Source organism: Pseudomonas putida, from assembly GCA_041879295.1.
GTDB classification, from domain to species: domain Bacteria; phylum Pseudomonadota; class Gammaproteobacteria; order Pseudomonadales; family Pseudomonadaceae; genus Aquipseudomonas; species Aquipseudomonas putida_Y.
In genome coordinates this window covers 3651030-3672966 of sequence record CP047152.1, presented here as the reverse complement: position 1 = coordinate 3672966, position 21937 = coordinate 3651030, and the positions used below count along the sequence as shown (strand labels likewise).

Here is a 21937-nt window from a genome sequence, read left to right as displayed (position 1 = left end):
CAGATTCAAACGTATTTCACCCAGTGCCAGGAAAGATGAGCACTGGGTTTTCGCGTTTGTGTGGTTTGCGCGCCACCGCGCCTCCTGAGCGCGGTTCGTGCCGTACCAGGTTACCCGGCAATCCCCAGCATTTCGTTCAGCGCCCTGGCCAGTTCATCAGCCTGCACCGGCTTCTGGATCACCAGGCTGCCCGGCAGTTCCAGCCCCTGCAACTCCGCATAACCGGTAAGAAACACCACCGGCACGTGGGGGTACCGTTCGCGGGCCGCCAGCGCCAGTTGTGCACCGTTGAACTCGGGCATGGCGAAATCAGTCAGCAGCAGGTCGATATCGTCATCCAGCAAGGCCAATGCCTGTTCGCCGCTGTGCGCCTGGCGCACCTGGTAGCCGTATTGGCGTAACACATCACCCAGCATGTCGCGCACCAGATGGTCGTCGTCCACCAATAGCACCGTGCGGTTATGGCCGCTTTCGCTGATCGGCTGACTGAGCACTGCTGCTGCAGGTTCGTTCACCATCTCCTCTTTTACCGCTGGCAGGTATACCGCCACTTCGGTACCGCGACCGAGTGTGGTGTCGATGCGCACGCCGCCACCGGACTGCTTGGCGAAGCCGAATACCTGGGCCAGGCCCAGCCCCGAACCTTTGCCGATGTCCTTGGTGGTAAAGAAAGGCTCGAATACCTTGGCCTGCACGTCTTCGCTCATGCCGCACCCCGTATCGCGGATACTCAGCATCACGTACTCGCCCGGGTCCGGGTCTTCCGGGCGTTGTGGGCGCTTGTCGATACGGGTGTTGCGCGTTGTCAGGGTCAGTTGGCCGCCGTCGGGCATGGCATCGCGGGCATTGATCGCCAGGTTGAGGATGATCATCTCGGTCTGGGTGGGGTCGGTCAGTGCCTGCCACAGGGCCAGGTCAAGGTCCAGGCGCACCGAGACGTTGCCGCCCAGGGTGCGGCGCAGCAGCTCTTCCAGGCCGGCCAGGGTACGATTGAGGTTTAGCGGCACCGGCTCCAGACGCTGGCGGCGGGAGAAGGCCAGCAGTTGCGAGGTCAGCTTGGCGCCACGCTCGCCCGCCTCGCGGATATGGGTGAGGCGAGTGCGGGCCTTTTCCAGGTCGGCCTTGGCCAGATCGCGCTCCAGAAAGCTGGCACCGGTGAGTATCACCGTCAGCAGGTTATTGAAGTCATGCGCCACGCCAGCCGTCAGCTGCCCGACCGCTTCCAGCCGCTGCATCTGCTGCAGAGCGGCCTCGATGCGCTCGCGCTCGTTGATCTGTTCGCGCAGCCGGGCGTTGGCATCTGCCAGGCCCAGGGCGGCTTCGCGCTCGCTGGTGATGTCGCGTGCCACCACGTACAGCAGGGTGTCCTCCGGCACCACCACCCACGACAGCCAGCGTTGCTGGCCGCCGGCATGCAGAATGCGACCGACAAAGCGTGCGCTGGTGCGGCCATGGGAGAGGGCGGCCAGTTCGGTGAGTAACTGTTCCTGGTCGTGTTCCGGCAGCAGGTGCAGCAAGGAGGACTGGCTCAGGCGTTCGCGTGAGAAGCCCAGGCTGGCTTCCCAGGCGGGGTTCAGCGCGACCGGGGTCAAGTCTTTGTTCAGCACGGCCAGCAAATCTTGCGACAGCTCCCAGGCACGATCGCGTTCGCGGGTACGGCGCTCGACCCGCTCGCCGAGCATCTCGTTCAGCTGACGCAGCGCCTGGGTAGCCTGGCGTTGCGTGTGGATGTCCTGCAGCACGCCTGAGAAGCGAACGCACTGATCACCGACGAACTGGCTCTGGCCGCTGCTCAGCAACCAGCGGGGCTCCAGGCCATTGGGTTGCGCGATCCGAAACTCCACGCGGTAATGACCGTCGCTTTCCGGGCGCATGGCATGTTCCACCGCCTCGCGCACCAGTGGCAGGTCGTCGGGGTAGATGCCGGCGTAGAACACTTCAAGGCTCATTTCGGTGCTGGTGGGCAGGCCGAACAAGGTCTTGCAGCGGTCATCCCAAAGCAACAGGCCCTCTTGCGGGCGCAGGTCCCAGGTGCCCATGCCGGCGGCGTCGATGGCAATGCGAGCACGTGCTTCGACGTCCGCCAAGGCCTCTTCGGCGCGGCGACGGCGCTGGCGTTCCTGCACTTCGCTCAGGGCTCGGCGCACGGCTTTGGGCAGTAGTGGCAGGTTCTTCTTCAACACATAGTCGGTCGCGCCCAGGCGGATCATTTCCACCGCGTGCTCTTCGCCATAAATGCCGGACAGGAATATGAACGGAATATCGGGTGCCAGGCGTTGGGCGATGGCCAGCACTTCGGTACCGGACGAGCCTGGTAGCACGCAGTCACACAAGATCAGGTCGTAGTGGGCCTGGCGCAGGGCATGTTCGACACCCGCATGGTCGAACACCAGCTGCGACTGTACATGCAGCCCGCTGCGCTCCAGGCGCATCAGGGTCAGCTCGGCGTCCATCGAGCTGTCTTCGACCATCAGTAGTTTCAACGGCGTTTGATGCATCGTCGCGGCGGCCTCAGTTGCTACCGCGACGGTTCAGTCGCAGTGAGCCGGGTGGCGGTTCGTTTAGCACTGCCCAGAATACCCCGAGGTCGGAGATGGCGGCGACGAATTCCTTGAATTCCACGGGTTTTACCACATAAGCGTTTACCCCCAGCTCGTAGGCACGCAACAGGTCGGGCTCTTCGCGCGAGGAGGTCAGCATCACGGTGGGGATGCTGCGCAGTTCGGCAGTGGCGCGCACTTCCTTGAGCACCTCCAGGCCGTCGACCTTGGGCAGTTTAAGGTCGAGTAACAGCACGGCAGGGTTGCCGTCATCGCGCTCGGCATAGACGTTGCGGCGCAGCAAGTAGTCGAGCGCATCGGCGCCGTCACGCAGCACGATGACCTCGTTGGCCAACTGGCTGCGCTCCAGGGCCAGCAGGGTCAGCTCCAGGTCTCGGGGGTTGTCTTCGACCAGCAGAATGGGCTTGAGCATGATGGTAGCGATGCCTCAGGTAACAGTGTTTCGGGGTAGGGTGAAGTGGAAGCTGGCGCCTTGGTCGATCTGGCCAGTGGCCCAGACTCGACCGTCATGGCGCTCGATGATGCGGCGTACACTCGCCAGGCCAATGCCGGTGCCTTCGAAATCTTCCATGCGGTGCAAGCGCTGGAAGACGCCGAACAGCTTGTTGGCGTAGGCCATGTCGAAGCCCACGCCATTGTCGCGGATGCAGACCTCGGTTTCGCCGGGGTGCTGTACGGCACTGATGCCGATGCGAGCAGGGTTGCGGCCGCGGGTGTACTTGATGGCATTGGCTATCAGGTTGTGCAAGGCCATGTTGATGAATGCCGGGTCGCCGATCACCTTGGGCAGCGGGGCGATGTCCCAAACGATTGCGCGGCCTTCGTAATCGGGGGCCAGTTCGCTGCGAATGGCCTCGACCAGGGCGTTCAGGTCGACGTCTGACAGGCGCAAGGCCGAGCGGCCCATCTGCGAGAAGTTGAGCAGGTTGTCGACCAGGCTGCCGGCAAAATGCGCCGCCTCACCGATATGCTGCAGAAAGCGCTTGCCGCGTTCGCTCAGGCCCTCGCCTTCGATTTCGCCAAGCAGTTCGGTATAGCCGGCGATGTGCCGGAGCGGTGCGCGCAGGTCGTGGGAAACACTGTAGGAAAACGCTTCGAGCTCCTTGTTGGAGCGGCGCAACTCGCCAGCCAGTTGTGCCAGTTCTTCGGCCTTGCGCAGGACAATGCCCAGCACAGCGGTGCGCAGCTCCATCACACCCTCGATCACCAGTGGGTCCCACGCCTGACAATAGCCGCGCAGTTCTTCCTGCCAGCGTTCAAAACTGTGCCGCGGGTCGAGGGTGCCCTGTGGCCCGACCTGTTTGGTCGGCTGGCCGGCCCAGTTGACCGTGCGTATCTGCTCGGGACGGAACCACAGCAGGTAGTGCGAGTGGATCTGCGAGATGGCCACCGCCAGCACCCCGCCAGCATGGTTTGCCAGCTCGGGCAGCTCAGTGATGTCGCGCCGCAGGTTGTCGCTGTGGAACACGCTGTCTTCGTCACGTTGGCCGAGCCAGTGCACCAGCGCGGTCACCTGTGCCTCAGGCGGAGTCTGGCCGATCAGGTCACAGCGCTCGGCCGAGATCACCGCCGCGCCCTGGGCGTCGGCAAAGGCCAGCAGCACGTGGGGCAGGTCGCGCAAGCCGTCACTGACACTGTCGTGGTCGGCCATGGACGAGATCATGCGTACGATGTGCTGGCGCAGCGCCAACAGCTTGCGCGTGCTGGTGTGGGACTCGCGGGACTCCACCTGCAACGACAGCACGCTGGCCAACAGTTCGCAGGCCGTGCGGGTGCGCAAGTCCACCGGGCGTGGCTGCTGATGGTGGCAGGAAATCAGCCCCCACAGCTCGCCGTCGACCACGATCGACAGTGACATCGAGGCCAGCGTGCCCATATTGCGCATGTACTGCAGGTGCACGGGCGACACGCTGCGCAGTACAGCGAAACTCATGTCCAGCGCCTTGCCGGTGCGTGGGTTGGTAGCAGGCAGCAGTGGCGAGGGCTGATAGTTGGCATCCTCGATCACGCGGATACGGTTGACCCGGTACAGCTCGCGCGCCTGGCGCGGGATGTCCGCAGCCGGGAAGCACAGGCCCGCGTAGCTGGGGTAGCCCGGGTCGGCTACCTCGGCCAGCACCTGGCCGTTGCCTTCGGCATCGAAACGGTAAGCCTTGACGCGCCCAAACCCGGTGATGCGCTTGAGCTGCAACACCGTTTGCTGCAGCAGGTCTTCGATACTGCTGGCCAGTTGCAGACTGGCGACAAAGCTGCGGACCAACGGGTAATAGTCGCCTTGCCCGGCCAGGTCTGCTGGCAGGCGGGGTGGTTCGAACTCGGCAATCAGCACCTGATCGTGGCAGTGGACCAGCAAGTGCAGCAGGGCACTGACGGGTGCGCCCTGGCGCAAGCACACGTCGCCAATGTGGAATGGGAAGACTTCATCTTCGGGAAGCCGTGAGAGGTGTGCGTGCAGGTCAAAGCCATCGTGAACCAGGTCGGAGAAGTGGCAACCGATCAGTTCACGGGCTGGCAAGCCCAACCAGTGCTCGACATTTTCACTGGCCTGCAGTACGCACAGGTCGGTGGCATCCAGCACCAGCAGAAAACCGTGAGGCTGGATGCTGCCCGGAACCTGGATCGGTTCCTGGGCACAGCGCTCCATGGCGTCTGCCAGTGAGTTGTCTGCAGTCATGATTGAAAAAGCTCCTGTCATGTCCGTCCGTGTACGGCACAGGTGTCTGGCGCAGGACGAGTACGATTCACCCTAACAGAATCCCGGCCCATTTACCGGCTCCTGGCCATTGGAGGCACGGGTTGGCCATGGGTTCTGTGCAGCACAGGCTTTTTTTGAGGCAACGATACCGCTTTGTCGCTAATACAAAAAAATGGCTTTATGCCACTTCGCTTGTGCCGCCTCACTGCTACGCTCAGTTCAGGACGTCTCGATAAGGATAACAAGGTGACGGAGCGCATGCTGGCCGCGCTGTTCGGCCTGTTGTTCAGCGGAAGTACCGTGGCTGCGGATTTTCTCGTGGAAGTGCGGGTGCTGGTGCAGCGTGGCTGCATGCTGGTCACCCAGACCCGCGATGCGGGAGCCCAGGCCCTGGGGCAAATCGACCTGGGTGCGACGGCGCGCCTGGATGGCCCTGGCGCTCCCTTGAGCGGCGTGCTGCTGACCCAGCACCCGCCGCGCCTTGAGTGCAACCCGGATACGCCCTATCAGGTGCGCGTCGATGGTGGCCAGCATGGTGGCGTCGGCGAGCTGCGCTACCTGGCCAGCCACGACCGCACGGCGCGGCCCATTCCTTATCGCTTGTACCGTGATGCTGCCTGGCGTGAGCCTCTGGCGGTGGGGGTAGCCCTGTCGGCGCGTGTGCCGGGCAGCGGTTCGGCTGAATTGCCGTTGTACGCACGTATCGACAAACTGGCCTGGGTGCCGGATGCAGGGGTTTATGCCGACCTGCTCAAAGTCACCGTCACCTGGTAGGGACGCCACCATGCACAAGGACGCCAGGCCATGAACCGCACTTCGATCCTGTTGCTCACCCTCGGCCCGCTGCTGGTCCCCGGTGGTGTGGCGCATGGCAGCACCACCGGTTTCATCCAGGCGCGGTTGGTGATCAGCGCGTCTTGCCAAATCAGCAGCAACGAGACGCAACCGGCCGTGCTGGGTGATCCAGGCGTAATGGACTTTGGCGAGCGCGGCCCGAACTGGGACCAACCGTTGCGCAGCCAGGTGGACGAAGTGGGCGGAGAGGGCAGCCTGCAGATCAGTTGCACGCCTGAAGTTCGGGCCTTCAACGTGCGTATCAATGGTGGTCTCTATGGCGACGATGGCATACGCCGCCTGAGCAACGGCCGTGAACTGATTCCTTATCAGCTGGCGGTCGACCCAGGTGGCAATAGCCGCTACGGCATCGGCCAGGTGCGGGCCTTCACCATTCGCAGCAGCCAGCAAGTACCGATTCCCATCTACGGTGTGGTAGTGGCGCAACCGCGTGCGCTGCCGGCCGGGCTTTACCGCGACACCCTCAGAGTGACCCTGGACTGGTAAACACGCAAGGAGACTCCGATGCGCACGAACCTTTCATGCTGTGTCCTCGCAGGCCTGGGCCTGGCGTTGGCTTCCCAGGCACAAGCGGCCACCACGGTGACCGGGAGTATCAGCTCGACCCTGACGCTGATTGCGGCGTGCCAGGTCAATGGCACGTCGGGCACGTCGGGGCTTGACTTCGGTGCCGTGGACTTCGGTACCCATGATGCCTTGTTTGTCACCGCCGAAGCCCAGGTGCTGGGAGGCGGGGGGGGCGCCATGAGCGTTCTGTGCTCTGCAGGTACGGTGCCTGTGATCAAAGTGCGGGCAGGCCTGCATGACGGCCAGTCTAGTGGTGGCTCCCGTGCGCTCGCCGATGGTTCTGGCAACTATGTGCCGTATGACCTCTATACCGACGCTGGGCGTACGACGTTGCTGGCGGTCGACGACACCATCACCCTGCCGACCAGTACCGGCGCCGCCCAGACCGTCAACCTTTACGGCAAGGCCGTCGGCAAGGCGGGCCTGCCCGCAGGGGTCTACAGCGATACGATCTCGGTCGAGCTGTCGTTCTGACCCATGCGCGGCTGGCTGGCAGGTGGCCTGACTGGCGTAAGCATGCTATTGACCGCGCCATTGGGGGCAGTGACCACCAGTACCTTCACGGTGACGGCGCAGGTTGTCGCCGGGTGCCTGGTGGTGGGGGGTGTCACCAGCTACGGCACGCTCGATTATGGCTCGCAGTCGGCGCTGTCCACGGGGCTGCTCAGCACATCGCTGGGTGGTTCTACCGTGACGTTCCAGTGCACGCCGGGCGTGGCCATGAGCATGAGCCTGGACGGCGGGCAAAACAGTGCCAGTGGTACACGCAACCTGAAGCGCACCAGTGGCACGCAAGTGCTGGCCTACCAGTTGTACCGGGACGCGGCCTATACCCAGGCCTTGGGAATTGGCCAGAGCGTGGCGGTGAGCTATGCCGACCCGACAGCGATCAAGCTACCGGTGTACGGCCGGGTCCAGCTGACCGGTACGCAGCCGGCAGGGACCTACACCGATGTGGTGCAAGTGACGGTGACCTGGTAAACGCCAGCGCCACCCATGACAAGTGTCTAAGGAGAGCTGCATGCGGGCAGGCGCGAAGTGGACGCGTGGTTTGACTGGATTATTGTCGCTGGCAAGCCTGCCGGCCTGGGCGGCCACTTCGGTGCTGATCTGGCCGATCGACCCGGTGCTGGAGGCCGACCAGAAGGCAGGTGCATTGTGGCTGGAAAACCGTGGCACTGCGCCGGCAAACCTGCAGGTGCGGGTATTCGCCTGGCGCCAGGGTGATTATCAGGAGCAGTACCAGGCGCAGCGCGAGATTATCGGCAGCCCGCCGGTCGCCAACATTGCACCCGGGCAGAAGCAACTGATCCGCCTGACCCGCACCGGCACTTCACCTGCCGGCCAGGAGCAGGCCTACCGCATCATCATCGACGAGATTCCGCCTGCCATCCCGGTCGACAAGGCCGAGCCTGGGGCTACGGCGGCCATTCGTTTGCAGATGCGCTATTCGGTGCCGCTGTTCGTCTATGGCGAAGGGCTGTGGGGCAAGGCCGACCCTGAAGGCAAACGCAATGCCGAGGGCGTGGGCAAGCCGCAGCTCAGTTGGCGCCCGGTGACGGTGCAGGGCAAGCCCTACATTGAACTGCGTAACACGGGCCCAGTGCATGCGCGGCTGACCGATGTGGTCGTGCAGCAAGGCCGCCAGAGCAAGCCACTGGCTGAAGGCTTACTGGGTTATGTGCTGCCGGGTGCAAGCATGCGCTGGCCGGCCCCCGTGGCATCCGGCAGTGGCAGCGTGCTGAAGGGCAGGGTCAATGGTCAGCGCTCGGCGGACGCCATCCGCCAAGACCAATGAGCCAACGACCGAATGCAGGGCAGGCGTCAGGGAGGACCCGGCAATGGTTGGAAACCGTGTGTGAAATGGCTCCCGGCGACGACGTGCCGCTGGTGCCTGGGGCTGGCCATGGTCAGCTCCGCGCTGGTGCTGGCCGACGACTTGCCCCCACCGCCCACGGAGATGTCCGCCATCGCCGAGGCTACCCTTTACCTCGACCTGGTGGTGAACCAGATGCCCAGGGGTGACCTGATACCGGTGCAGCAGCGGGCCGGGCGGTTGTACCTGGACAGCGACGTATTGCGTGCAGCCGGCGTTTCGCTGCCGGGCAACCCCCAGGGGGAGGTGGCCCTGGACAGCATCGCGGGGCTGCACACCGACTACGACAGTCAGAACCAGCGCCTGCTGCTGCAGGTGCCGCCAGCCTGGTTGCCAGAACAGCAAGTGGGTGATCGCAACCTTTACCCGGCCAGCGATGCGCGCAGCAGTTTCGGCGCCCTGTTCAACTACGACCTGTATCTCAACGACACCGATGAAGGTGGCACCTACCTGGCCGCCTGGAACGAGCTGCGCCTGTTCGACAGCTGGGGTACCTTCTCCAGTACCGGCCAGTGGCGCCAGTCTTTCAATGGCGCACAGGCGGACGATACGCGGCGAGGCTTCATGCGTTACGACACCACCTGGCGCTTCACCGACGAGCAGCGCCTGCTGACCTACGAAGCCGGTGATTTTGTGACGGGCGCCTTGCCCTGGAGCAGCTCGGTGCGAGTGGGTGGGGTGCAGCTGTCACGCGACTTCGCTGCGCGCCCGGATCTTGTCACTTACCCCTTGCCTGCGTTCGCCGGCGAAGCGGCGGTGCCCACGTCGCTCGACCTGTTCATCAACGGTTTCAAGTCCAGTACCACTGAACTGCAGCCAGGCCCGTATACCCTGACCAACGTGCCGTTCATCAACGGCGCCGGGGAGGCGGTGGTGGTCACCACTGATGCCCTTGGCCGGCAGGTGTCGACTACCTTGCCGTTCTATGTCACCAGCAGCCTGCTGCAGAAGGGCCTGTCGGACTACTCGGTGGCCGCCGGCAGCCTGCGCCGTGATTACGGCGTACGCGATTTCAGCTATGGGCCGGGTATCGCCTCAGGTAGCCTGCGCTATGGGCTCAGTGACATCTTCACCCTGGAAACCCACGCCGAATCGGCTGAATCGCTGGTGCTGGGTGGGCTGGGTGGCAACATGCGCGTGGGCAACTTCGGCGTGCTCAACGCTGCCTTGGCGCAAAGCCGGTTCGAGGGCGACAAGGGCCATCAGGTCGCCCTTGGCTACCAGTACAACAGCCAGCGCATCGGCTTCAGTTACCAGCGCCTGCAACGCCATGGCGACTATGCCGACCTGAGCCGGGTGGGCTTCCCGGATATGCAGCTGAGCAAAAGCAGCGAACAGGTCACTCTCAGCTTCAACCTGAACGAGTACGGCAGCATTGGCGCTGGTTACTTCGACGTGCGCGCCGGTGACGGGACGCGTACGCGGTTGATCAACCTGAGCTACAGCAAGCCGCTGTGGGGCGGCAGCAGTATGTACCTGTCGGCCAACCGTGAAGTGGGTGACAGCCAGTGGGCGGTGCAGGCGCAGTTGGTGATCCCGTTCGACCTGCACGGCACCCTGGCGCTGAGCATGGAGCGCAGCAATGAAGGCGAGACCCTGCAACGGGTCAACTACAGCCGTGCGGTGCCAGCCGGTGTCGGCGTCGGTTACAACCTGGGCTATGCCGCAGGCAGCGACCGTGATGCCTATCGCCAGGCCGACGTCACCTGGCGCCTGCAATCGGTGCAATTGCAGGCCGGTGTGTATGGCAGCAGCGGCGACATGACCCGCTGGGCCGACGCCAGTGGGTCTCTGGTGTGGATGGATGCCGGCGTGTTCGCCGCCAACCGTATCGATGATGCCTTCGTGGTGGTCAGTACCGCAGGTTACGCCGATGTGCCGGTGCGTTATGAAAACCAGGAGATCGGCCGCACCGATGCCAAGGGGCACTTGCTGGTGCCTTACAGCAGCGGTTACTACCGGGGCAAGTACGAGATCGACCCCATGAACCTGCCACCGGATGTCCTCGCACCGGACGTTGAGCAGCGTGTAGCGGTGCGACGGGGCAGTGGCTACTTGCTGGAATTCCCCCTCAAGCGTGTCATGGCGGCCAGTGTCGAATTGGTGGATGGCAACCAGCAGGTGCTCAAACTGGGTAGCCGTGTCACCCACGCAGAGAGCGGCACCCTGGCGGTGGTGGGGTGGGACGGGTTGGTGTACCTGGAGAACCTGTCGTCGCATAACCACCTTCAGGTAGCGCTTGACGGGGGTGGAAATTGCGAAGTGGAGTTCGATCTGCCTGAAGCACAAGGCTCGATCCCTCTGATTGGTCCGCTGGTGTGCCGATGAAGGCTTGGTTGCGCGGCCTGGGGGCGAGCGTGCTGCTGTTGCCGAGCGCTTCGGCCTGGGCGCTTTGCTCGTCGGTGGCCACGTTGCCGGCAGCGTTTGGCAGCCTTAATTCAACGCAGGTTCGCAACACCGTACAGACGGCTTCCAGCCTGAACTCCGGGTTGCAGTGCACCGGTTCACTACTGACCTTGCTCAGCAGCGGTGATCACTTCTACGCCACGATCACGCCCGCCTCGGGTGGGCTGGTCGGCCCGACAGGCGATGTCATTCCCTACACGCTCTATGCCGACAACACCACCCGCTACCCGATTACCCGGGGTGTGGCCTACGACTTCGCCCGCAACGGTATCCTCGACTTGCTGGGGCTGCTCGGCGGTACCACGCCCAAGGCGGTGCCGATCTACATGCGCACCCAAATTGGCAGCAATGTCGCGGCCGGGTTGTATCAGGAGGCCCTGACCGTGGCCTGGAGCTGGGATTATTGTTCGGGTATTGGCGCGTTGGGGATATGCCTTGGGCGTGACACCGGCTCGGGTAGCCAGATCTTGAACGTGAGCCTGACGGTGACCAACGATTGCCAGATCACCACCCCTGACATCAGTTTCGCCAGTGCGCCGGTGGTGGCGGGGTTCGGCACGGTGAGCCAGGGCATAAACGTGTCATGCACCAAGGGCAGCAGCTACACGGTAGGGCTGGATGACGGGCAGAACGTTTCCGGTGGGCGGCGGCGGATGAAGTCTTCGGCCAACAACTACCTGGCCTATGACATTTTCAAAAGTGCCGGGACCGTGCGCTGGGGGGCGTCAGGGGCTGCCAGGCGTTCCAGTACGGATGCCGACATCAACCCCGGCGTGGGTACCGGCACGGGTAGCCAGGTGTTCAACTACAACGCCAAGGTCTATACCGATCAGGCGACACCGCCGGCTGCGACCTATACCGACAGTGTGATACTGGATGTGCAATTCTGAACCTGTCGTCCTTCCGGTGGTTCATACCCCCTGAAGGAGCCGCCGTGTGTCGCGACGTGCTGCTCCTGCAGGGGCTGCGCAAGGCGAGGTTCAGCGCAAATCGCCTACCATGCTTGCCAGGGTCTCCAGTACCGCTCCGGCCAGTGCCTTCGAACGCGCCCCCGACCACCCGGTGACGACATCGGGTGCGTCGTCATGGTCCTTGAACGGCATCTCCAGCGTCAGTGACAGGCAGTCATGTGCCATGCCCACCGCATTGCAGGCCAGCGTCGTGTTCGCCTGTCCGGGTTCGTCACGGGTATAGCCATGCACCGTCTGGAAGTCGCGGGTCAGGCTGCACAAGGTGCTACGGAACTGCTCTTCGAGCTTGGCCAACCGAGGGGTGTAACCCGGGTTGCCCTCGCATGCGGCCGTGAACACGTGCGGGATCTCTTCGTCGCCGTGCACGTCGATGAAGGCATCCACACCGTACTGCTTCATCTGCGCCTGTGCAAAGAACACTTCCGGGCTGAATTCGACGCTGGCGTCCTGCCAGGCGCGGTTGAGGTCCTTGCCCTTGAAGTTGGTGCGCAGGTGGCCGAGGAAGGCGCCGTCGGGGTTCATGTTGGGGATCAGGTAAAGGTCGGCCTTGGCCAGTAATTGCTGGATCACTGCGTCGTTGGTCTGCAGGCGGTCGATCACGCCTTCCATGAACCATTCGGCCATGTGCTCGCCCGGGTGCTGCTGGGCAATCAGCCACAGCTTGCGTTTGCCTTCGGCACCGTCACCTGCCCGCAGCAGCGGGATATCGCGGCCCTGAATACTGCGACCGCAGGCCAGCAACTCGACCCCCGGGAGTTGGCGGGCACGTTCGATCAGCTGGTTGTGGCGGGCTCGCGGGTAGGGCTCGAAATAGGCGAACCAGATCTGGTCCTGTTCAGCCGTGACCTCGAACGATAGCGCCGCACCGTCGAACTGGCTGGGCACGCGGAACCAGCGCTGCTGGTCGTAGCTGGCGACCGCGTTGTAGCCGCTCCACGCGTTCTTGTACGAGGAGCCAGAAGCGTTGTCCAGGCTGAAGCGATGGACCTGCCCCGGTGTCAGCCCGCTGACCTTGAAGTGGAACCACTGGTAGTGGCCGCTGTGGGTGTCCGGGCGAATGGCCAGGTGTACCTGGGCCGGGTTGCTGGCATCCAGTACCTGTATGTTGCCGGAGTCGAAATCGCAGTCGATCTGCAGGGGGGACAGCGTCACGGTCATGTGCCGGGCTCCTTTGCGGGCATTGTTGTAGGGGTACTGTATAAGGCTTGGCGGGGATGCTGTGCAAGATCAGGCAGGGCGAGCCGTTAGCGGCCGCCCTTATGCAGCAAGCTGGTGACCGGTAAATGTGTGGACTTCAGGTTATTTGAAGAACTGGCTGGGCGTGGTACCGAACTGGCGCTTGAACATGCTGGCGAAGGCACTTGGGCTGTCATAACCCAAAGCCCCCGCCACATCGATGATTCGCTCGCCCAGCGCTATCCGCTCCAGTGCCTGCATCAGCCGCGCCTGCTGGCGCCACTGGCCGAAGGTCATACCGGTTTCCTTGCGGAACAACCGCTGGATGGTCTTTTCGTCCACCCCCAGTCGCAGGCCCCAGTCGGCAACGGTGGCGTTATCCTCGGGCTGTTCTTGCAGCGCCGTGCAGATCACCCTCAGTCGCTTGTCGCTGGGTTGCGACAGCTTCAGCGGCAACGTCGGCAGTACGCAGATTTCGTCGAGGATCAGGCGCATGACCCGGGCTTCTCGCGAGTCCTCGGCAAACGGAGCGGTGAAGCCCACCGAGGTCTTGATCAGCTCGCTGAGCAGCGGCGAGATGCTGATGGCCTTGCTCTGCAGGGGCAGGCCTGCTGCCGCGTCGATGCGCACGAACACACTGCGCATCTTCACGTCGCCGACACAGCGAATGGCATGCACCTGGCCGCAAGGCATCCACACGCCGCGGCTGGGTGGCACAGTCCAGCATTCGTTGCCGGACTCGACGATCATCAGGCCTTTGATGGCATAGATCAGTTGATGTTTGGTATGGCTATGGGGCTCGATGAACCAGTCGCTTGGGTAGTCTGTCGCACGGCTACCGACTTCCCAGGTCCACTCATCGACCTCCACCAACAATTCACGCTGCGGCTTTACCATCGTGACCTCATATCGGAGCAGCCTGGCAGCGCCACTTTAGCAGCAACGACCTGGGCGGGCCCGCGAGTGGGTGGCCGGCAGCAAGGCGGTGGCCAACCCGAGCAGCGGCAGGAACGCGATGGCCTGGTACACCCATTCGATGCCATGCCGGTCGGCCAGTGTGCCCAGGCCGGCTGCACCCACGCCGCTGATGCCGAACATCAGCCCGAACATCACCCCCGAAACCATGCCGACCCGGCCTGGCACCGCCTCTTGGGCATACACCACCAGGGCAGCGAATGCCGAGGACATTACCAGGCCGATGGCCACCGCCAGTACGGCTGTCCAGGCGAGGTTGGCATGGGGCAGGGCCAGGGCGAAGGGCGCCACGCCGAGGAACGAGACCCAGATCACGGCCTTGCGCCCGATGCGATCACCCACCGGGCCACCGGCAAAAGTGCCCAGCGCTACGGCTGCGAGGAACACGAACAGGTACAGCTGGCTGTGCTGCACACTCAGGCCGAAATGCTCGATCAGGTAGAAGGTGAAGAAGTTGGTGAACGAAGCGATGTAGACGAACTTGGCGAACATCAGCACGGCGATCACCACCACCGCGCGCCACATGGCACCCCGCGACAGGCCAGGGGCCTGTTGGCCCGCGAAGCTCTTGAGCTGGGCCTGGCCGTGGCGCACGCTCCAGCCCGTCACACGCAGCAGCACCAGAACAGCCAGCGCAGCGGCCAGCATGAACCAGGCAATGGCCGGTTGCCCGTGCGGAATGATGATGGCAGCGGTGAGCAGCGGGCCGAGGGCCGAGCCGGTATTGCCGCCGACCTGGAAGGTTGACTGCGCGGTGCCGAAGCGCCCGCCGGAGGCCATTCTGGCCACCCGTGAGGCCTCTGGGTGAAAGGTGGCCGAACCCACGCCGATCACGGCGGCAGCCACCAGCAGCATTTCATAGCTGCCAGCAAAGGCGAGCAGGGCGATACCCACCAGCGTCACCAGCATGCCGGCAGGTAACAGGTAGGGTTGCGGGTGCTTGTCGGTGAACATGCCGACCCAAGGTTGCAGCAGGGAAGCGGTTACCTGATACACCAAGGCGATCCAGCCGATCTGGGCAAAGCTCAGCGCGAAATCGCTTTTCAGCATGGGGTAGATCGATGGCAGTACGGCTTGAATCAGGTCATTGAGCAGGTGGGCGAATGCAGCCGCACCGACGATGCGCACGACAAAGCCTTGAGGCTGGTCGGCAGGCGTGGCGGCGGCTATGGAGGCGGCGGAGGTTGTCATGGGCAAGGTTCTTCTATGGCAAGGGAGCAAGGCATTGCCGTAGCAGGTTATCCAGTGCCCAGGTGGCCTGTCTCACGCCGAACAGGCAGCCAATGTCGCGTTTCGGGCATCCTTGCCTGCAGCCTGAAAAGAGAACGGAGGCGCCCGGCATTCCATCATTACAGCGTGAGGAAGGACAGAGGTGTATCGGGCGCGGCCCGTGTGCAGGAACGGCCTTGTGTCGCGATGGGCCGCTCCAGCAGGTGATGCGATCAGGCCATATCGGCTGCGGTCTTGCCGGCGACCTTGCTGCGCCCGCCCAGCCATACCAGCAACAGCCCCGCAGTCGCCAGCACACCCCCGGCCATTGGCACGGCGGCGTAGCCCAGGTTCAGGCTGATAACCGCACCACCCAGCGCCGCGCCCACGGCGTTACCCAGGTTGAACGCACCCACGTTGATCGACGATGCCAGGCCCGGCGCCTCGATGGCGGCAGTCATTACGCGCATTTGCAGCGGCGGTACCACGGCGAAGGTGAACATGCCCCAGACCAGCAGGGCGATGGCGGCGCCGATGTGGCTGCTCAGTACCAGGGGCATCAGTAGCATGATCAGCGCCAGCACGGCGAGGAAGATCTTCGCCGCGCCATCCAGCGACCAGTCCGCCAGGCGGCCCCCCAGGCTGTTGCCAAGGGTGAAGCCAACCCCGATAAGGACCAGCCCCAAGGTTATGAAGCTGTCCGAGGCACCGGTCAGTTCGGCCAGCACTGGTGCCACGTAGGTGTACAAGGTGAACATGGCACCGGCACCGAGCACCGTGGTGGCCATTGCCAGCAGCACGCTGGGGCGGGCAATGACTGCCAGTTCCTTGCGCACATGCGGCACGCTGCCGCGTTCACCCTTGGGCAGGGCGTACCACAGCGCGGCCATGGCCAGCAGGCCGAGTACGGCGGTGCCGGCAAATGCCATGCGCCAGCCGATCTGCTGGCCGATCCAGGTGGCGGCCGGCACGCCGCCGATGTTGGCGATGGTCAGGCCCATGAACATGGTGGCCACGGCGCTGGCCTGTTTCTCCTTGGGCACCACGCTGGCTGCCACCACGGCTCCCAGGCCGAAGAACGCACCATGGTTGAGGCTGGTGACCAGTCGCGAAGCGAGCAGGGTGTAGTAGTCCGGCGACAGCGACGACAGCAGGTTGCCAAGGGTGAAGATGGCCATCAATGCCATCAGCGCAGCGCGCCTCCCAAAGCGGCTGAACAGCAGGGTCATGATCGGTGCGCCGACCATCACGCCAATGGCATAGGCGGTGATCAGCATGCCGGCGCTTGGGATACTCACCTCCACGCCCTGGGCGATGACCGGCAGTAGCCCCATCGGGGTGAACTCAGTAGTACCGATGCCAAAGGCGCCAATGGCCAACGCGAAAAGCACGCGGCCGGGTCTCATTGTTTGAGCAGTCATCGGTGTCAGTCCCAGGTTGGCGCCAGGCCGTCAGGGCTGACCTCGCGGCCATTGCGCTCCAGCTTGGCGATGCGTGCCATGTCGTCGCTGTCCAGCTTCAGGCCACGGGCAAGCAGGTTGCTGGCCAGGTTTTCACGCTTGGTCGATGACGGGATCACGGCATAGCCCAATTGCAAGGCCCAGGCCAGGGCGACCTGGGCGACGGTAGCCTTGTGCTTGGCGGCGATCTGGGTCAGCACCGGGTCTTTCAGCACTTTGCCGTAGGCCAGGGTCATGTACGAGGTCACGGTGATCCCTTGTTCCTTGAGGAACGTGGTCAGCTTGCCGTTCTGCAGGTACGGGCTGAGCTCGATCTGGTTGGTGGCGATTTCCCCTTTGCCGACCACGGCAATGGCTTGCCTGGTCAGTTCGATGTTGAAGTTGGAAACGCCGATCTGGCGAGCCAGGCCTTGCTGCTTGGCGTCGGCCAGGGCCTTCATGTACTCGGGCAGCTCTACGCCGTTGCCCGGCGCTGGCCAGTGGATCAGCAGCAGGTCGACGTAGTCGGTGCGCAGCTTCTGCAAGCTGTCACGCAGGCTGGGGATCAGCTTGTCGGCGGCGTAGTTGTCGACCCAGATCTTGGTGGTGATGAACAGCTCGCTGCGCGGCACGCCGCTTTCGGCGATGGCCTGGCCGACTTCGGCTTCGTTCTTGTAGATCTGTGCGGTATCGATGACGCGGTAGCCGACTGCCAGGGCAGACTTGACCGAGTCGATGACGGTTTGGCCGGTGAGGCGGAAGGTGCCGAGGCCGAAGGAAGGAACGCTCATGGGGTTGCTCCTGAATAGGGGGAGGATCATGTGGTGCCCAGTGTGCAGGTTTGAACGGCAGCGAATAAGCCGCTACGGCGCCAAAGTCATTTGACCTGTAGGCACAAATACATTTTCAAGCTGTGCATTCACTACATAAATAGGGCCCGAGGGGATTGGAACCTTGTTCAGCTAGCGCTTTTTATCAAGCGTTGAGGCTGCCCATGACCCCTTCAGTAATACCCGCCGATTCCATCGATGCGCTGATTGCCCGTCAGCTGCCAGGCTGGCTCAAGCGCGCGTCTGCCCAAGAGCTGACAGGGCTGCGCGCCGCTGCTTTGCGCCAACAGCGGGCGCAGGACCAAGTCGACGCCTGGTTAGGGGCCATAACCCCCTTGGATGAGTTCGCCGAGTCGTTGCTCAAAAGAGCACTTGAGGCCCATTCGATCAGGCAGGTAGACCTGCGCCAGGCACAGCTCAGGCTGGTGACGCTGCAGCCAAGACCGTCGATATCTCCTGCTTTACCTAGCACTTCGACACGCATCGTCAGCACCCAGACCCTGCTCTCGGCGGCACTGCATAACTTCCACGAAAAGGAAATGCAGCCTGGCTGGTTCGCGGCCGGGTCGCAGTTGGTCACTGCTAGCGGGCACCTGCTGCCGCTAAGTGCGCAAGCCTTTGTCCGCCTTTGCAGAGACCTTGATATCGGCAGGCGTTATCAAAGCCATTTGCAAGCGAAGCTTGAAGGCGAGGGGGTGGCCGTCGAGAGCACCCTGGAGGAGGCGATGAGCGCCAACCTGGCGCTTGCTGCAATCGCCGCAAGGATCAAGGGTGAAATCGATGAGCAGACCTGTCAGTGGATCAACCAGGTGGTGGGCACAGCGTCTTTCCTGCCAGCCGACGACACCGTGTTGAAGTGTCACACACTGAGGCTGTTGGGCAAGGAAGTCATTGGCGCACTGGTGATCGAAGTGCGTCAGAACGCCCGCCTGCTTGGCGTTATCGCGTGGTTGCCTGAGGACCCGTATGCCCCGGTGAGTTGGCACACCAGCTGGGAACTGCTGTACATGACCCTTGGCATACGCTTGCGTAATGAAGCGTATCGTCGGTACTTCCAGCGCTTCGTCGCAGAGCGTGATCGCGTCGCCTTCTGCGCGACGCTGAACGCGCTGCTCAACCACGGTAATACTGTTCTTCCGCTTGAGCTGGATGGCCGCTGTTTTGCGATCGAGGGCGACGTGTTCGTCGCGCTGCGCCAAGCCCGGATCGACAAAATGCGGGATGACGCGCGGGTACTGGCGGTATCGACAGAGGATGAGGATATCGCCGACCGCCGCGCACGTTTGCAGGGTTATCTGGACTTGGGCTTGAGCGTGGCAGGCTTGGCAGCGCTGTTTGTGCCTGTGTTGGGGCAGGCCCTGCTGGGGCTTACGGTGGTGCAACTGGCGGGTGAGGTGTACGAAGGCTACCAGGATTGGCAGTTGGGTGATCGCGACGCCGCATTGGGCCACTTGTTCAACGTGGCCGACACGGTCGTGATAGCGGCGGTGACGACGGCCGGGGCGGCGGCACTTGGCAAGCTGGCACAGCGAGTGGCGCGGGTGGATGCCATGGTGCCGGTAAGCCTGGGCGATGGCCAGTTGCGGCTGTGTGATCCGTCCTTGTCGGGCTATCAGCGTGAGGGCGTCGATCTGATGGTAGGACAGGCCGTGAATGAAACTGGCCGTTCGCTGAGGCGCCTGCACGATGCTGTCTATGAAGTGAGCGAAGGGGACGATGGCGCATGGCGTATTCATCATCCATCAAGGCCGGGGGCGTATTCACCGGCACTTGAGCACAATGGTGCCGGGGGATGGGTGCATGAGTTCGAGCAACCGCAGCGCTGGCATGACCCCGCCAGCATGGTGCGCCGCCTTGCCAGCCGCACGGCGCAGGTGCCCGATGAGGCGGTATCCGTAGCGCTGCAGGCAACCGGTTTCGATGCTGACTGCCTGCGCCGTTTGTTACTGGAAAATGCGCCCCCGCCGGCACGTTTGCTCGATGCCATCGAGCGCCAGCAATTGCACCGTGATTTTCCAGCGTTGCGAGGTGAAGCTTTCGAGGAGGTCTTCAACGAGCGACAGATCAGCCCGCAAGCAGCGGACCGGGTCTTGATGCGGGACTTCCCAGGCCTTTCCCACCGCTGCGCACGGGAAATCGTCGAGGGAGCCAGCAGTGTCGAGATCGAGAGCCTGACTGGCGCGGGCCGGGTACCCCTGGCCTTGGCGGAGCGTGCACGCTGGGCAATACGCGACAGCCGAATAGACCGTGCCTGTGCAGGGTTGCGCCAGGCCGCGGCAGAAAATGACGATACCGGCAAGCTCGCGCTGGGCCTGATCGATGCCATCGCCCCTTGGTCGACCGGGGTCAACGTTGAGCTGCCTGCCGCGGGCAGGGGTGGGTTGCTGCAGACGTTGAGACAGCAACTGGACAGCCGTCAGCGACAGTTGCTTGGTATGAGCCAGATGACGGATGACGCACTGGGTGAGCGGCTTGGGCGTGAGGCACTCGCAGACCGTGAGTCGGCGGCCCGGATGATTGGGCTGGCCCGTGTGGGGCAGGGGATTCGCCCTCCTGTGCGGTTGTTCGATGGGCGTTTGGGCTACCCGCTCAGTGGCCACCTGACAGGGACCCGCCAGGCACTGCGCCGCACGTTGAACCACGTGTATCCGGTGATGAGCAGTGAGCAGTTGGAGGTCTACCTGCAAGACCTGGCGCAGCGGGGGGTGGATCCGTGGAACCATGTCAGCCAACTGCTACAGGCCAAGGTCAGCCTCAAGCAGGCATTGCAAGCCTGGCGAAATGACGCAGGGCTGAACATTGTTCGCCGCCTGCGTCGTATCAAGGTTGCCAGGCGCATTACGGCAAGCTGGCAGCGCTTTACCCCTGGGGAGGTGGCGGGTGACTACCACCTGACCCTCGTGGGTGAGCGGGTGGGTGACCTGCCGGCTTTGCCTGAAAATGTGAGTTTCGACCACATCACGCACCTGACCCTGCGCGATATGCAGCTGACGAGCCTTGATACGGGCTTTCTTGGTCGCTTCAGCAAGGTGCGCAACCTGGACTTGCGGAACAACCGGCTGACTCGCCTTCCTGCAGGTGTCGAGCAACTGACCGAATTGAAAAACCTGCGCCTTGGCGGCAACCAGATCGTGCTTTCCAGCGAGGATAACCTGCGTTTGAGCCAGCTTGTGGAGCTGCGCCGTTTGGAGCTCAACGGCAACCCGGTCGGTTTGCTGCCACCCTTGGCGTCTTTCCCCCTGCTGCGCCGGCTGTCCTTGCGCAACACCGGGCTGGGCGAACTGCCCGCTGATCTGGCCAGGCACGGTAATCTGGAGTTGCTGGACATGCGTGACAACCAGATCCAGACGCTGCCTGAAGCGTTGTCCCTAGTGCCGCTTCGCTTGTTGCGGGGCCTGGAACTGCACGACAATCCACTCTCGGACGAAACCCTGCAGCGCTTGCAGTTGGCCAGGGCGTCGGCCGGGGCTGCTGAGCGTCGACGTGCAGCTCATGCCACTTCGATCCCGAACGCTGCAGCCCCTTGGTTTTCAGGGTTCACGCCAGCCCAGCGCGAGGTGCGATTGGCGAGCTGGAACCGCTTGAGCCAGGAAGCCGGGGCACAGGATCTGTTCCGCTTTTTCTATGATTTACGCGCCCTGCGCGAATACGACGCACAACCGCGCGACCTTCAGGCGCGAGTGTGGCATATCCTCGAAGCCTGCGAGCAGCACGCTGAAGTACGCGCGAGCCTGTTCGAGCAAGTTGCCCGGCCGCGCAGTTGCAGCGACGAGTTGCTGCTGACGCTCAGCGAGCTGGAGATTGGCGCGATGGTCGTCAGGGCCGGAACAGCCGGTACCGGGTTGCAGAAAGAGCGGGCGCTGGTCAGGCTGGGGCGTTCGTTGTTCCGCCTGGACAAAGTCAACGCAATTGCCGCGCGGCATATTGCGGATTACTTTTCGAACGATCCCGTTGAGGTTTACTTGACCTATCGCGTCAGGCTGGCGGATAGCCTCGACCTTCCCGTGCAGCCCAGCCATCTTTCGTATGAGAGTTTCAGCGGCGTTGGCCGTGAAGACCTGGACGCCGCGCGCAGCGAGGTGCTGCGGCAGGAAACGCCACAAGCCTTGGCTCAGGCGCTGGCAGATCGATCCTTCTGGCAGGACTATCTGCACGAGCAGCAGGCGGCGCGCTTCAGCCGCCTGGACGAGCCTTTTCAGCAGCGCCTGGATGCGTTGCTCGAACAATCGAAAACGCTGAGCGATGGCGACTATTTTGCCCAAGTCGAGCATATCTGCGCAGAGCGTGAGGCAGCGAAACGGCAGCTTTTGCTTGAATTGAGCCGAGAGGCAATTCAACGCCACGGCCTATGAACGAAACAGCCCGCCGAGAGGCGGG

General features: G+C 63.3%; 16 protein-coding genes. 8 read left to right on the top strand and 8 right to left on the bottom strand.

What is annotated here, in order from left to right; translation table 11 throughout:
* Positions 1-110: 110 nt before the first annotated feature.
* Genes GST84_16855 through GST84_16845 form a run of 3 tightly spaced genes read right to left on the bottom strand, consistent with a single transcriptional unit; the run spans position 111 to position 5235 of the window.
* Positions 111-2498, bottom strand: coding sequence for a response regulator (locus GST84_16855; protein ID XGB13911.1), 2388 nt, complete (start codon positions 2496-2498; stop codon positions 111-113).
* Positions 2499-2511: 13 nt separating this feature from the next.
* On the bottom strand, positions 2512-2973 hold the full coding sequence (locus GST84_16850; GenBank protein ID XGB13910.1) for a response regulator: 462 nt from the start codon (positions 2971-2973) through the stop codon (positions 2512-2514).
* Positions 2974-2988: 15 nt separating this feature from the next.
* Complete coding sequence (locus tag GST84_16845; protein ID XGB13909.1) at positions 2989-5235, bottom strand: GAF domain-containing protein; 2247 nt, start codon at positions 5233-5235, stop codon at positions 2989-2991.
* 267 nt (positions 5236-5502) lie between these two features.
* Here GST84_16845 and GST84_16840 point away from each other — a divergent pair, with 267 nt between their 5' ends.
* From GST84_16840 to GST84_16810, 7 genes are all read left to right on the top strand, one after another.
* Complete coding sequence (locus tag GST84_16840) at positions 5503-6030, top strand: fimbrial major subunit CsuA/B family protein (protein XGB13908.1); 528 nt, start codon at positions 5503-5505, stop codon at positions 6028-6030.
* 30 nt (positions 6031-6060) lie between these two features.
* Positions 6061-6597 (top strand): fimbrial major subunit CsuA/B family protein, encoded by a 537-nt coding sequence (locus tag GST84_16835; GenBank protein ID XGB13907.1) that lies wholly within the window; start codon positions 6061-6063, stop codon positions 6595-6597.
* Positions 6598-6615: 18 nt separating this feature from the next.
* On the top strand, positions 6616-7152 hold the full coding sequence (locus GST84_16830) for a fimbrial major subunit CsuA/B family protein (GenBank protein XGB13906.1): 537 nt from the start codon (positions 6616-6618) through the stop codon (positions 7150-7152).
* Between the two features lie 3 nt (positions 7153-7155).
* Positions 7156-7659: a fimbrial major subunit CsuA/B family protein gene (locus GST84_16825; protein XGB13905.1), complete on the top strand. Its 504-nt coding sequence runs from the start codon at positions 7156-7158 to the stop codon at positions 7657-7659.
* A gap of 40 nt (positions 7660-7699) precedes the next feature.
* Positions 7700-8476 carry a fimbria/pilus periplasmic chaperone gene (locus tag GST84_16820; protein XGB13904.1) on the top strand — a complete coding sequence of 259 codons (777 nt, stop codon included), beginning with the start codon at positions 7700-7702 and terminating at the stop codon, positions 8474-8476.
* A 108-nt stretch (positions 8477-8584) separates the two neighbouring features.
* Positions 8585-10882: a fimbria/pilus outer membrane usher protein gene (locus GST84_16815; protein ID XGB15793.1), complete on the top strand. Its 2298-nt coding sequence runs from the start codon at positions 8585-8587 to the stop codon at positions 10880-10882.
* Complete coding sequence (locus GST84_16810) at positions 10879-11850, top strand: fimbrial major subunit CsuA/B family protein (protein XGB13903.1); 972 nt, start codon at positions 10879-10881, stop codon at positions 11848-11850. The genes GST84_16815 and GST84_16810 overlap by 4 nt, the downstream gene beginning before the upstream one ends.
* A 90-nt stretch (positions 11851-11940) precedes the next feature.
* Here the strand turns inward: GST84_16810 and GST84_16805 are convergent, their stop codons facing one another.
* The 5 genes from GST84_16805 to dkgB all read right to left on the bottom strand — a co-directional run bounded on the left by GST84_16805 (position 11941) and on the right by dkgB (position 17521).
* Complete coding sequence (locus GST84_16805; protein XGB13902.1) at positions 11941-13089, bottom strand: hypothetical protein; 1149 nt, start codon at positions 13087-13089, stop codon at positions 11941-11943.
* Positions 13090-13230: 141 nt separating this feature from the next.
* Positions 13231-14004 carry a helix-turn-helix domain-containing protein gene (locus tag GST84_16800; protein XGB13901.1) on the bottom strand — a complete coding sequence of 258 codons (774 nt, stop codon included), beginning with the start codon at positions 14002-14004 and terminating at the stop codon, positions 13231-13233.
* A gap of 36 nt (positions 14005-14040) precedes the next feature.
* On the bottom strand, positions 14041-15273 hold the full coding sequence (locus GST84_16795; GenBank protein XGB13900.1) for an MFS transporter: 1233 nt from the start codon (positions 15271-15273) through the stop codon (positions 14041-14043).
* A 251-nt stretch (positions 15274-15524) separates the two neighbouring features.
* Positions 15525-16697, bottom strand: coding sequence for an MFS transporter (locus tag GST84_16790; protein XGB15792.1), 1173 nt, complete (start codon positions 16695-16697; stop codon positions 15525-15527).
* 20 nt (positions 16698-16717) lie between these two features.
* Positions 16718-17521, bottom strand: a complete 804-nt coding sequence (dkgB, locus tag GST84_16785) for a 2,5-didehydrogluconate reductase DkgB (protein ID XGB13899.1) — start codon at positions 17519-17521, stop codon at positions 16718-16720.
* Positions 17522-17724: 203 nt separating this feature from the next.
* Here dkgB and GST84_16780 point away from each other — a divergent pair, with 203 nt between their 5' ends.
* The gene (locus tag GST84_16780; protein ID XGB13898.1) at positions 17725-21912 is read left to right on the top strand and encodes a hypothetical protein; all 4188 of its coding nucleotides are present in this window, start codon (positions 17725-17727) and stop codon (positions 21910-21912) included.
* Positions 21913-21937 lie beyond the last annotated feature (25 nt).